At 66.3% G+C, this 12299-nt stretch carries 14 protein-coding genes; 6 read left to right on the top strand and 8 right to left on the bottom strand.

What is annotated here, in order from left to right; all coding sequences use genetic code 11:
• Positions 1–48: 48 nt before the first annotated feature.
• Entirely contained in the window at positions 49–762 is a 714-nt protein-coding gene (locus AC27VE_RS27325; RefSeq protein WP_488705501.1) for a metallophosphoesterase, read from the bottom strand.
• Positions 763–1006: 244 nt separating this feature from the next.
• Between AC27VE_RS27325 and AC27VE_RS27330 the strand changes: the two genes are divergently transcribed.
• Positions 1007–2182, top strand: a complete 1176-nt coding sequence (locus tag AC27VE_RS27330; RefSeq protein ID WP_427957585.1) for a PepSY-associated TM helix domain-containing protein — start codon at positions 1007–1009, stop codon at positions 2180–2182.
• Positions 2179–2379 carry a hypothetical protein gene (locus AC27VE_RS27335; protein WP_006226917.1) on the top strand — a complete coding sequence of 67 codons (201 nt, stop codon included), beginning with the start codon at positions 2179–2181 and terminating at the stop codon, positions 2377–2379. The genes AC27VE_RS27330 and AC27VE_RS27335 overlap by 4 nt, the downstream gene beginning before the upstream one ends.
• Positions 2380–2473: 94 nt before the next feature.
• Here the strand turns inward: AC27VE_RS27335 and AC27VE_RS27340 are convergent, their stop codons facing one another.
• Positions 2474–3301 carry an aldo/keto reductase gene (locus AC27VE_RS27340; protein WP_006226918.1) on the bottom strand — a complete coding sequence of 276 codons (828 nt, stop codon included), beginning with the start codon at positions 3299–3301 and terminating at the stop codon, positions 2474–2476.
• Between the two features lie 275 nt (positions 3302–3576).
• Here AC27VE_RS27340 and AC27VE_RS27345 point away from each other — a divergent pair, with 275 nt between their 5' ends.
• Both AC27VE_RS27345 and AC27VE_RS27350 read left to right on the top strand, forming a co-directional pair.
• Complete coding sequence (locus AC27VE_RS27345) at positions 3577–5391, top strand: ABCB family ABC transporter ATP-binding protein/permease (protein WP_035213962.1); 1815 nt, start codon at positions 3577–3579, stop codon at positions 5389–5391.
• Between the two features lie 51 nt (positions 5392–5442).
• Positions 5443–5829: a Rieske (2Fe-2S) protein gene (locus AC27VE_RS27350; protein ID WP_488705502.1), complete on the top strand. Its 387-nt coding sequence runs from the start codon at positions 5443–5445 to the stop codon at positions 5827–5829.
• Positions 5830–5854: 25 nt separating this feature from the next.
• Here the strand turns inward: AC27VE_RS27350 and AC27VE_RS27355 are convergent, their stop codons facing one another.
• Positions 5855–6838 carry a bile acid:sodium symporter family protein gene (locus tag AC27VE_RS27355; protein ID WP_488705503.1) on the bottom strand — a complete coding sequence of 328 codons (984 nt, stop codon included), beginning with the start codon at positions 6836–6838 and terminating at the stop codon, positions 5855–5857.
• 110 nt (positions 6839–6948) lie between these two features.
• Here AC27VE_RS27355 and AC27VE_RS27360 point away from each other — a divergent pair, with 110 nt between their 5' ends.
• Positions 6949–7791, top strand: a complete 843-nt coding sequence (locus AC27VE_RS27360) for a LysR family transcriptional regulator (protein ID WP_006226922.1) — start codon at positions 6949–6951, stop codon at positions 7789–7791.
• Between the two features lie 21 nt (positions 7792–7812).
• Here AC27VE_RS27360 and AC27VE_RS27365 read toward each other — a convergent pair whose 3' ends face one another.
• Positions 7813–8346 (bottom strand): OsmC family protein, encoded by a 534-nt coding sequence (locus AC27VE_RS27365; protein WP_088590412.1) that lies wholly within the window; start codon positions 8344–8346, stop codon positions 7813–7815.
• Positions 8347–8528: 182 nt separating this feature from the next.
• Here AC27VE_RS27365 and AC27VE_RS27370 point away from each other — a divergent pair, with 182 nt between their 5' ends.
• Positions 8529–9224, top strand: coding sequence for an SOS response-associated peptidase (locus AC27VE_RS27370; protein ID WP_488705504.1), 696 nt, complete (start codon positions 8529–8531; stop codon positions 9222–9224).
• Positions 9225–9294: 70 nt separating this feature from the next.
• On the opposite strand, the gene AC27VE_RS27375 is transcribed toward AC27VE_RS27370, so the two are convergent.
• The 4 genes from AC27VE_RS27375 to AC27VE_RS27390 form a co-directional block, all read right to left on the bottom strand.
• A complete protein-coding gene (locus AC27VE_RS27375; protein WP_315140341.1) occupies positions 9295–9483 on the bottom strand; it encodes a hypothetical protein in 189 nt (62 codons plus the stop codon).
• An 82-nt stretch (positions 9484–9565) separates the two neighbouring features.
• Complete coding sequence (locus AC27VE_RS27380; protein WP_488705505.1) at positions 9566–10672, bottom strand: c-type cytochrome; 1107 nt, start codon at positions 10670–10672, stop codon at positions 9566–9568.
• Positions 10666–11457: an ABC transporter ATP-binding protein gene (locus tag AC27VE_RS27385; protein ID WP_454676539.1), complete on the bottom strand. Its 792-nt coding sequence runs from the start codon at positions 11455–11457 to the stop codon at positions 10666–10668. The genes AC27VE_RS27380 and AC27VE_RS27385 overlap by 7 nt, the downstream gene beginning before the upstream one ends.
• Positions 11451–12299, bottom strand: an 849-nt coding sequence (locus AC27VE_RS27390; protein ID WP_488705506.1) for an ABC transporter permease, incomplete at its 5' end; no start/stop codon positions are given. The genes AC27VE_RS27385 and AC27VE_RS27390, both read right to left, overlap by 7 nt.

Below are 12299 nucleotides of genomic sequence, written 5' to 3' on the forward strand. Positions count from 1 at the left end.
AAGGCGCCCTTTGCTATTTCCACGAACCGGTCGCGCGGCCGGGCGGACCTATTCCTCGGTCGCCAGCTCGGTCACCACCTCGCGTGGCCAGGCCAGCAGCGACTCCAGGTCCAGGAACGTGAAATAGCCCTCCCGCCAGCCCTCGGTGTCGATGTGATAGACGTTGCCCAGCAACAGCGGCGCCGCCACCGGCGTATGCCCCGCCACCACCGCCCGCACGCCCTTGATGACCGTCCTGTCCATTTGGCGCAGCCGTTCCCGCGACCACTGGCAAGCCGCGCTGGTGCGCTTGTAGCGGTCTTGCAGCGCGGATTCCAGCCGCGGCCAGAACAGCACCGGGCAGTCCGCATGCAGCAAGCCGACCGCGCCGTCGGCCGTCTCGACCTCAATGGCGATGGGCAGTTGCGCGAAGGCTTCGGCAAAGACTTTTTGCCGGTCGGGCGGCAGGTCCAGGAACCAGCCGCCGCCGTAGCCGCGCCAGTTCATGACATCTACCTCCCCGGTGCGTACGTGGCGGATCGCATAGTCCTCGTGGTTGCCCTGGACCGCATGGAACCAGGGCTGGGCCAGCCACTCCAGGGCGGCCTCGTTTTCCGGCCCCCGGTCGACAAGATCGCCCACGGAAAACAGCCGGTCGCGCGCCGGGTCGAAACCCAGGCGGTCCAGGCTTTCCTGTAGACGGGAAAAATGCCCATGCACGTCGCCCACCGCAAAATCGCGGCCGCGTTCATTGCGCGGGATTTTCAGAAATCGCTGCTCCATGATGATCCGGCAGCCACCGGTTGCGGGCGAATGGATCCGTCCCCATCACCCGACTGTGGCTGTTCTTGCCTGTTGAAACCTGACCCCTCTTTTTAACCCGGTTTCCGGCCGGACACTGTTGCGCCCCCCATGGCTACGGGGTCAAAATATTGCGTTACGAGAATCGCTATTGTTCGTGATAATGTTCCGACTTTCCCAACTGATACCTTAAAGGGGGCCGCGCAGGCCGCCTCCTGCCGTCGCCATGACAGCCGCCTCCACCATCAAGACCTGGTACTGGATCCACAAGTGGACCAGCCTCGTCTGCACCGTCTTCCTGCTCATCATCTGTCTTACCGGTTTGCCGCTGGTGTTCCACCACGAAATCGAACACTGGCTCGATGATGCCAAGCCCCTGTCGGATGTACCGGCCAACACGCCCCCCGCCAACCTGGACAAGCTCGTAGCAAGCGCCAAGTCCATGTACCCGGGCGAAGTCATCGACTACCTGTTCTTCGACCCCGACGAACCCCAGGTCTTCGTGGGCATGGCCAAGAAGCCGGGCGACGGCCAGGTCTCCGGGCACGCGGTGCGCATGGACGGCCGCACGGGCGACGTGCTGCTGGACGGCCCGCCCTATACCGAGGACAAATTCTCTTTCATGGGCATTATGCTGGCGCTGCACGTGGACCTGTTCGCGGGGTTGCCCGGCGAACTGTTCCTGGGCTTCATGGGCCTGCTGTTCTGCGTGGCCATCGTGTCCGGTGTCGTGCTCTACGGCCCCTTCATGAAGAAGCTGGAATTCGGCACGGTGCGCGCCGCGCGCTCCACCCGTCTGAAATGGCTGGACCTGCACAACCTGCTGGGCATCGTCACGCTGGTCTGGGCGTTCGTGGTGGGCGTGACGGGCGTCATCAACGAATTGTCGACGCCGCTGTTCCGCCTGTGGCAATCGACCGAACTGGTCCGCATCCTGGAACCCTACAAGGGCCAGACGGTCCCCACCGAACTGGCGTCGGCCCAACTGGCCGCCGACACCGCGAAAAAAGCGCTGCCGGGCAATGAAGTGTCGTTCATCGCCTTCCCCGGCAACGCCTTCGGCAGCCCGCACCATTACATCGCCTGGATGCGGGGCGATACGCCGCTGACCTCGAAGCTGAACACCCCGGTGCTGGTGGACGGCAAGACCGGCGCGCTGACGACCGTGGCCAAGATGCCCTGGTACCTGACCGCGCTGGAAGTGTCCCGCCCGCTGCATTTCGGCGATTACGCCGGCCTGCCCCTGAAGATCATCTGGGCGCTGCTGGACCTGATCACCATCGTGGTCCTGGTCAGCGGCCTCTACCTGTGGTTGGCGCGCCGCCGCGCCACCGAAGCACGCATCAACGAACTCGTGAAAAAGCATCAGGCCGCCGCCGCCCCGCAAAGGACACCCGCATGACCGCCCGTAAAAGCAGCAAAGGGGGCCGCGGTTTCATGTTCGTGTGGGGCGTGCCGATCCTGCTGGGCGCGCTGAGCGTGTTCGGCCTGCTGGCCGCCCTGCTCGGCACCGGCGCCTGGCACTGGGCGTCCTGGATCACGCTGACCATCCTGCTCGTGGTCATCGTGCGCTACTGGTGCTTCCCCCTGAAGCACTAGGCCCGCAACAAGTACCGCCACGGGGGATTGGGGTCCCGCCTCCCCATCGGGGGCCCGCTACCCCCTGCCCCGCCGACGGCCGCGCTGGCCGGCCTTACTTGCCGAAGCGCTCGGGGTCCGGCCCCAGGCGGGCGCCTTCCTTGATGCCGTCAATCGCCGCCATTTCGTCGCCCGACAGTTCAAAATCGAAAACGTCGATGTTCTCGCGGATGCGGGCGGGCGTGACCGATTTCGGGATCACGATCAGGTCACTCTGCAAATGCCACCGCAGCGTCACCTGCGCGGGCGATTTGCCGTGCTTCTTCGCCAGCTCCAGGATGACCTTTTCCTTGGTGATGCCGCCTTGGGCCAAGGGGCTCCAGGACTCGGTCGCGATCCCATGCTTGGCATGGAACGCGCGCAGTTCACGCTGGGCGAACCCGGGATGCAGCTCGATCTGGTTCACCGCCGGCACCACGTTGGACGACTCCATCAGCCGCTCAAGATTGGCCTGCGTGAAATTGGACACGCCGATCGAACGGGCGCGACCGTCTTCCTTCATCTCGACCATGGCGCGCCAGGCGTCCAGGAACTTCGCGCTGCCCGCAACGGGCCAATGGATCAGATAGAGGTCCACATACGCCAGGCCCAGCTTTTCCAGGCTTTCGTCCATCGCCTTGTGCGCGTCGTCGTAGCCGTGCCGGTCGTTCCAGAGCTTGGTGGTCACGAACAGGTCCTTGCGCGCCACGCCGGCCGCGCGCAACCCGGCGCCCACGCCCGCCTCGTTGCCATAGATGGCCGCGGTGTCCACCGAGCGGTAACCGGCCGCCAGCGCCTCCTTCACGCTGGAGGAGGCTTGCTCGTCCGGCACCTGCCAGACGCCCAACCCCAGTTGCGGGATCTTGTTGCCGTCGTTCAATTTCACTGCGGGTACTTTCGCCATAAGACCCTCCGAAGCTTGGACCGCGACACCCGCGCGGCGAATACGCGCCAGGTCGCGCAATCCTGGGCACAGCCCGGCTTACCCCAGGATTGAAGAGACAAAAGAGCGGGCCTGCCGAGCTGCGCCCGCATCGCGATACCGGATCAACATCCCCCAGCAATGGTCCGTAGATACCAGGGGTTATCAGCCAAATAATAGCGCCCGTGTCCGATAATGGCCGTTACACGCCCCTGCGCCCCCGTGGCCGCCCCCCGCATCCGCCCCCTTGCCCAGCCATGAATCCCTCTGACGCGCCCCCCAAGAATCGGGGCGGTTTTTCCACCCTGCGCACCCTTTTCCCCTACCTGTGGCCCCCCGGGATGACGGGGTTGAAAGTGCGCGTCGTCGCCGCCCTGCTCTGTCTGTTCGCCGCCAAGGCGGCGACCGTCTATGTGCCGCTGATCTACAAGCACGCCATCGACGAACTGGGCAAAGGCGCGCCCGGCGCCGTGACGGTGCCGCTGGGGCTGATCCTGGCTTACGGCACGGCCCGCGTGCTGTCGCTGCTGTTCTCGGAATTGCGCGACGCCATCTTCGCCCGGGTCGGCCAGCACGCCATCCGCGCCGTCGGCCTGCAGATCTTCCGTCACCTGCACGCCCTCGCCTTGCGCTTTCACCTGTCGCGCCAGACCGGCGGGCTGACCCGCGCCATCGAACGCGGCACCAAGGGCATCCAGACGCTGCTGTCGTTCCTGCTGTTCAACATCCTGCCGACGTTCTTTGAAATCGGCCTGGTCTGCATCGTGCTGTGGAAGATGTTCGACGTCTGGCTGGCGCTGGCCACCGGCGCGACGGTGATCCTGTACATGGCCTATACGCTTGTCGTCACCGAGTGGCGCGCCAAGTTCCGGCGCCAGATGAACGAGACCGACTCCGAGGCCAACACCAAAGCCATCGAAAGCCTGCTGAACTACGAAACCGTCAAATACTTCGGCAACGAAGAGCACGAAGCGCGCCGCTACGACGCCTCGCTGACCCGCTATGAACGCGCCGCGGTGCGCAGCCAGGTCAGCCTGTCGATCCTGAACGTGGGCCAGGCCGCCATCATCTCGGTCGGCCTCACGCTGGTCATGTGGATGGCTGCCACCGGCATCGCCGAAGGCCGCTACACACTGGGCGACTTCGTCCTGGTCAACACCTACCTGCTGCAGCTGTACCAGCCGCTCAGTTTCTTCGGCTTCATCTACCGCGAAATCAAGCAGGCGATCATCGACATGGAGCGCATGTTCGAACTGCTGGGCCAGGACCGCGAAGTGGCCGACCGCCCAGATGCCCACCCCCTGCAGATCGCGGGCGGCCAGGTCGAATTCCGTGACGTGCATTTCGGCTATGACGCGCGCCGCCCCATCCTGAAAGGCGTCAGCTTCACCATTCCCGCCGGCAAGACCGTGGCGGTAGTGGGTACGTCGGGCGCCGGCAAATCCACGATCGCCCGCCTGCTGTTCCGCTTCTACGACACCGATAGCGGCGCGATCGTCGTCGACGGCCAGGACGTGCGCGATGTCACCCAAGCCAGCCTGCGGGCGGCGATCGGCGTTGTGCCGCAAGACACAGTGCTGTTCAATGACACCATCCACTACAACATCGGCTACGGCCGGCCCGGCGCCACCGACGCCGACATCGAGGCTGCCGCACGGCTGGCGCACATCCATGACCTGATCATGACCATGCCCGACGGCTACCAGACCATGGTGGGCGAACGGGGCCTGAAGCTGTCGGGCGGGGAAAAGCAGCGCGTGGCCATTGCGCGCACGATCCTGAAGAACCCGGCCATCTTCCTGTTCGACGAGGCCACCAGCGCGCTGGACACCCACACCGAACGCGAAATCCAGGCGAACCTGCGCGAAGTCAGCCAGGGCCGCAGCACGCTGATCATCGCCCACCGCCTGTCCACCGTGGCGGACGCGGACGAGATCATCGTGCTGTCCGACGGACGCGTCATCGAACGCGGCCGCCATCCGCAGCTGCTGGCCCAGGGCGGCGTCTATGCGGGCATGTGGGCCCGCCAGCAGGACAGCGCTCCCGTCATCCCCACCGCCCCCGCCGATTGACAAGCCCGGCCCCCTGTCCGAAGATCGCACCCTTTTCCTGGAAGGCCCGCCATGCACGATTCCCCCGCCGCCCCTGAAGTCCGAGTCTGTGCCGCCGCCGAGCTCGTCAACGGCGGGCTGGGCGTGAAAGTACCGGTGACGGACAGCGCAGGCCAGACCACCGCGTTCTTCGTGCGCTACCAGGACCGCGTGCATGGCTACCTGAACCGCTGCGCCCACGTGGGCGTCGAACTCGACTGGGAAGGCAGCTTTTTCACGCGTGCCGGCGACCTGCTCATGTGTGCGCGCCACGGCGCCACCTACCAACCCGACACGGGCCTGTGCGTAGGCGGCCCCTGCAAGAACGGCCGCCTGGCCGTCTTGACGGTCACTGAGCGCGACGGCGACGTCTTCTGGCAATCCAGCGGCAAGATCCAGCCGCGGGACGAGGCCGCCTGACGGGGGCTGCCATTCTCCTGCGTTCCTAGGCGCCGGCCACCGCCACCTGCGTCGGTTCCTGGCGCTCTGCGTACCGGCGCGCCAGCACCGCGCACACCATCAGTTGCATCTGGTGGAAGATCATCAGCGGCAGGACCACCATGCCCATTTGCGAGGTGCCGAACAGCACGGTCGCCAGCGGAATGCCCGAGGCCAGCGACTTCTTCGATCCGCAGAAAACCAGCGTAATCTCGTTTTCCTTGGACAGGCCCAGCTTGCGGCTGCCCCACGTCGTGATCAGCAACACGGCCCCCAGCAGCAAGGCATTGACCAGCACCATCGTAGCCAGGTCGATCGCGGGGAACGCATGCCAGATGCCCTGGGCAACGGCCTCGCTGAACGCGGTGTAGACCGCCAGCAGGATCGAACTGCGGTCCACCTTGGACAGGGCGCGGTTGTTGCGTTGCGCCCAGGCGCCGATCCACGGCCGCAGCAGGCTACCCACGGCGAACGGCAGCAACAGCTGCAGCAGGATGCGGCCGGCGTCGGCCAGCCCGTGCCCGCCGCCCTGGCGATGCAGCAACACCGCCACCAGCAGCGGCGTCAGCACAGTGCCCAGCAGATTGGATGCCGTCGCCGCGCATATGGCGCCGGGCACGTTGCCACGCGCCATGGAAGTGAACGCGATGGACGATTGCACCGTGGACGACAAGGTGCAGACGAACAGCACGCCCAGCCACAGCGACGGCGTCAGCAAACCGGGGAACAGCGCCCGCAGCCCCAAGCCCAACGCCGGAAAGAGGATGAAGGTGCACGCAAGGATCAGCGCGTGCAGGCGCACATCCTTCACACCCGCCACGATGGCGTCGGTGGACAGGCGCGCGCCATGCAGGAAGAACAGCAGCGAAATGGCCACATTGCTGGCCACCATCATGAAAGACGCGCCCTTGCCTACCGCGGGAAAGAAGCTGGCGAACACCACCGTGGCGATCAGGATGAGCGTGAATTGGTCGGGCAGGAAGCGGCGCATGGCGGTCGGATGGTCGAAAAGTTACGGGAACTATAGGCGCGCCCCTTGCCATCGTGAAGCCCACTGATTACTTTAACTGTCATCGGAAATTCCTATGACCAAACCGCGCCATGCTCAATCCCTTGTGGCTCAAGACCTTTGCCGCCGCCGCGGCCGCGCCCAGCTTCACCGAGGCCGCCCGGCGGCTGGGGCTGACCCAGCCCACGGTAAGCGAACACGTCCGGCAATTGGAGCAGGCGGTCAACCGCCGCCTGTTCCTGCGCGACACGCATTCGCTCACGCTGACCAGCGACGGCCGCAGCCTGCTGGTGCACGCGGAAATCATCCTGGATGCTCATGAACGGGCCGAAAGACTGTTCGACGCGCCTCGGCTGCGCGGCCGCGTCCGCCTGGGTACGTCCGATGACCTGGCGATGGGGCCGCTGCCCGACGTGCTGGCGGCTTTCCGCCTGGCCCACCCCGAAGTGGAGCTGGACCTGACCATCGGCGTCACCAGCGAGCTCTACAAGCTGCTGGACGACAACGGACTGGACGTGATGATCGGCAAGCGTCGCCGCGGCGACCGCCGGGGACAGACCCTGCACAAGGAAGCCCTGCTATGGCGGGCCAAGGAGGGCTTGCGCATCGCCCCCGACGAGCCCCTGCCGCTGATCCTCTTGCGCGAACCCAGCGTGACCCGCACGCTGACGCTGGATGCGCTGGCGCGCGCCGGCCGCAGCTGGCAGATCGTCTGCACCAGCACCAGCTACGCCGGCTGCCAGGCTGCCGCCCGCGCCGGGCTGGGCATCACGGTGCAGCCCTCGCACCTGTCCACCACGGGCCTGGCCGCCCCCGCGGGCGCAGGCCACTTGCCCGCCCTGCCGCAGGTGGAATTCATCGTCATCTCGGCGCCCGCGCCCAATAAGCCCACCCGCGCGCTCACCGAGATCCTGATGCGCAGCACGCTGACCTGAGCCGCCGCGATTGCCCGCCGCTTATTGCGGCGCCGGGCGCGTGTGCCGCACGCTGCCTTCCAGCGGCTGCGGCTGCTTGAGCAGGTTCAGGATGGGGCACCACTGTTCCACCGCCTCGTGCACGGCGCGCACTGCCTGCTCGTCGGCGGGCGACACGATGTGCGCCGTGTAGCGGATATTGTGCGGAAAGAACGGCACCTTCTCGTAGCCCGGCTTGCCGCCGCGCGGGTCCAGGTCGCCTTCAATCTCGACTTCCAGCGATTCCAGCGGCAGTTCCAGCTCAGCCGCCTTGATCAGGAAGATGTGCGTAAGACAACTGCCCAGGGAGCCCAGCAGCAGCTCGGGCGAACTGGGCCCCAGGTCGTAACCCGCGAAGTCGGCCGGACTGTCGCTGACCACCTGATGGTCCCGGATGCGAATGCGGCGCACGCCGCTACGGCCCTCGGCGCTGACGTGCGCGCGCAGCTTCACGGGCTCCACGGTCTGCGGATCACGCCCGTTGCGAACCAGGACGGCCGCGCGTTTCTGGCCCAGATATTCGTTCAACGTACTCATCTTGAAGACCTCGTCATGAAGAAAGTGTGCAAAGAAACCTGTCCACGATGATGGGTCGCAGGGCCGCCAAGGGGAACTATCTTGTCGGAATATCCGGATTTCGCGCGCTTATATGTCCCTCACTTATCGCGTCCGATTTTTCCCCTGCCGCGCCTATACTCGACGCAATAGCGGAGGTATGCATGTGCAGCCACTACCAGACCTTGAAGGACGCCGAACTGCTGCTCAAGAAGTTCGGGGTGCGCGACAAGCCCGCGGCGCTCGGCATGTATGACGTGTGGCCCAAGCTTCAGGGGCTGTTCGTGCGCCGCCCGGTGGCGCATGACGCCGGCGATGACGCGGTGCCGGATCGCGAGGCGGTCCTGGGACGGTGGGGGCTGATCAGCGCATCGACCCGGTCCGACGGACTGAACGATGCCGGCAAGCTGTCGACATTCAATGCGCGCGATGATCAAGTCGCCCGCGCCTTCACGTTCCGCGGCGCATGGCAGAAGGGGCAACGCTGCATCATCCCGGCCGAGGCGATCTTCGAACCGGATTGGCGGCCCGTTGACGAAGGCCTCAGCATGAAGTCCGTTGCAACGCGATTCACCCGCGCCGACGGCGCGCCCCTGGGCATCGCCGGCTTATGGGACCAATGGCACGACGCCGCGGGCCAGCGCCAGGAAAGCTACACCATGCTGACGGTCAATGCGGATGATCACCCGCTGTTCAAGCACTACCACCAGTCGGGTAAGGAAAAGCGCATGATCGTCATTCTGCCCGAAGGCGCCTATGGCGACTGGCTGACGGCGCCGGCCGAGGCGGCACGCGGTTTGCTCGTGCCCTTCCCCGCCGACAAGCTCGTCGCGACGCCGATGCCGACGCCAACGCCGTAACCGGCTCGCGCGCCGCCACCTATTCCCAGCTGGCCGGACGCTCCATCCCGGCCACGCATGGGAGGGGCACTTATGACTCCCGCTGGTTGGATGCGGGCGTGCCTACCGGCTCTTCAGGTTCCAGTTCAGCCAGTTCTTCCGGCTGTGCTTCGTCTTCGGGAAGGTCGGAGTCGTCGTCCGCATCGTCTGGAAGATCCAGCTTTTCCTGTGAATCGGGATGCTCGGGCTCAATGGGCGGGTTGGGTAGGGGTGTGTTCATTTCGCTTCACCTTGATCGGCCGAATGGCCGCACCCTTTCCCCGCAAGAAGCGCTCCCAACCTGGTGCCCGGTTTCGCGGGATTCAAGGGGATCTCTGCGGCAAGGCTATGGGTGCCCGATCCATCGCCAGCAATAGTTCACCCAGTCCGCCCGCGGCCCCGCCCTCCATCCGCCCGCCTGGCCCGCAGACGTTGTCCGCGCTGGTCCAGGCGGGCGCCGCGCCAGGCAGGCGGCGCGCACGCAACCAGCCTCGCCGGTCCACCATGAACTGCGCACCCGACAGCGCCTCGGGGGGCACACCTGCCGCCAGGGCATAGGCATCCCAGGCGCCGCGATCCGCCGCCACGCAGTCGGCATTGACCTCTCCTCGCGCGCCGCGCGTCAGGGCAATCGTCAATATGCGCGGGTCCTGCGGCTCGTCCGGCGCGTCGGGTGCATGCGCCACCACACGCAACGGCAGGCCGCGCAAGCCGCTCAGGCTGTCCGCGCGCCCATCGCGGCAGGCCAGCTGCACGACCGGCGCCGGGATGGCCGGCATGCCTGCGCCACCGCTTGTTCCATAGGCGCGCAGTCGCAGGTAGTCCAGCACGCGCCAGATGTCGTCGGCGCTCAACACCGCTTGAAAGCCATGCATGGCGGACGCGGCCGGCGTCTTGCCGCCTTGAGCCACGTGCCAATGCAATTCGCCTTCCAGGCGGTTGTCGAAAAGCGGCGCGCCCAACACGCTGGGCCAAGTTGGCAAGCTAGCCGCGCGCGGTCCACGGCCGTCGGCCGCCGCGCCATGGCAGCTTGCGCACTGCGCCTGATACAGCCGCCCGCCCTGCAGCACGTTAGCGTCCGAAAACGCCAACGGTGAACGCTGATACGACGTACTGTGCGCCTCGGTCAGCAGCATCTGCGGACGCGGCCACTGCGTGCTGAAAGCCAGCACGGCGGCCACGGCCAGCAGGCCGTAGCGCCGGCGCCTGGAAAACAAGGCGCACACCAGCAACACCAGCGCGGCGCCGCTCTGCGCCAATGCCAGCCATAGCTGCCGCCAGGTGTGGGGGCTGACGGGCAGGTCGGGGTCATATCGCCAGGCGAAAGGCCAGTGGGAAATCGCCAGCGCCGCTTGCGGTTGCCGCCAGACCGCCACGGCAACCCCCAGCAAGCCCAGCACGGCCAGCGCCAGCCCCAGTTTCCTCACCACGTCGCATCCAGCCCCAGCAAGGACAGTGCGCGATGGCGCAATTGCGCCAGCTTCGGATCGCCCCGGTGCCGCGGGTAAGGCAGGTCGTTGATGATCTCGTCCTTGATCCGCGCAGGCCGTTCGCTCAGCACCACGATGCGCGACGCCATGAACAGGGCTTCCTCCACGTCATGCGTCACCAGCAGGGCCGTAAACCCCGCACGTTGCCACAACTCGACCAGTTCGGATTGCATGGCGATGCGCGTCAGCGAATCCAGCTTGCCCAAGGGCTCGTCCAGGATCAGGATGCGCGGGTCGTTGACCAGCGCGCGGGCCAACGCCGCACGCTGCGCCATGCCTCCCGACAGCTGATGCGGATACGCCTTGCTGAAGGAAGCCAGGCCCACACGCTGCAAGGCGTCATCGACGCGATGGCGCTCGGTCTTCAACAGGCCGCGCGCCTGCAGGCCCAACGCCACGTTGTTCCAGACGGTGCGCCAGGGGTACAAGGTGGGATCCTGGAACACGACAATGCGCGACGGCGACGGCCCGTCGATCGGCTCGCCATCCGCCAGCAAGTCCCCTTGCGCCGGCGGCTCCAGACCCGCCACCAGCCGCAACAGCGTCGATTTGCCGCAACCGCTGGGCCCCAGCAGCGCCACGAACTCGCCCGGCTTGACCTCAAGGTCGATGCTGTCGAGCACCGGCAAAGCGGTGCCGTCCAGATCGAAATGATGATTCACGCCCTGCACGGCCAAGGCTGCGCCGCGGTGGATGGGCGCTTGCGCCCCGGCTGCCGCTACCATTTCACCACTCCTTTCTGCCAGGCCAGGAGGCGGTCTCGCCCCAGGAACAACAAAGTGATCAGCCCCGAGAACACCAGCGCCATGACAAAGAGCGCGCCGTACATGTTGGCGTAGGACGCCCAGCCTTGCGCCCAGGACAGGTACCAGCCCAGCCCTGATTTCACGCCCATCATTTCCGCGGCCACCAGCACCGAGAACGACGCGCCCAGCCCCATGAACAGGCCTACGAAGACCTGCGGCAAGGCGGCCGGAATCGCCACGCGCAACACCAGGAACCATTCGTTGGCGCCCATCGTGCGCGCCACGTCGTAGTAGGCGCGGTTCACGCCCGCCACGCCCGACCAGGTCAGCACCGTCACCGGAAACCACGTCGCCAGCGCGATCAGGAACACCGCCGCCGACCAGCTGGAGGGAAAGAAGAAGAACGCCATCGGCAGCAAGGCGGTGGACGGCACCGGCCCCAGAAAGCGCAGCACCGGATGCACCCAGTAGCCCAACCCGCGCGACCACCCGATCGCCACGCCCGTCAGGAAGCCGGCCGCCGCTCCCAACACGAAACCATTGGCCAGCAGCCACAGCGAATTCACGAGGCTGTCGCCCAAGCGTTTGTAGTCGGTGACGTAGACCTCGATCAGCGACTGCGGCGGGGCGAAGAACGGGCTGGGCAGCAGCGCCAGTTTCGCCGTCGCGATTTCCCACGCGCCCACCGCAACCGCCAGCGCCAGCAGCCATGGCCCGGCGCGGCGCAAGGCGCGCACCGGCCGCGCCTGCTCTGCGCCCGACACCGCCACCAGCAGAAGCAGCGCCGCCAGCGCCAGGGTCGCCACGCCGAACTCCTGCGT

It is taken from the genome of Achromobacter sp. 18P8.1.1 (assembly GCF_057799415.1).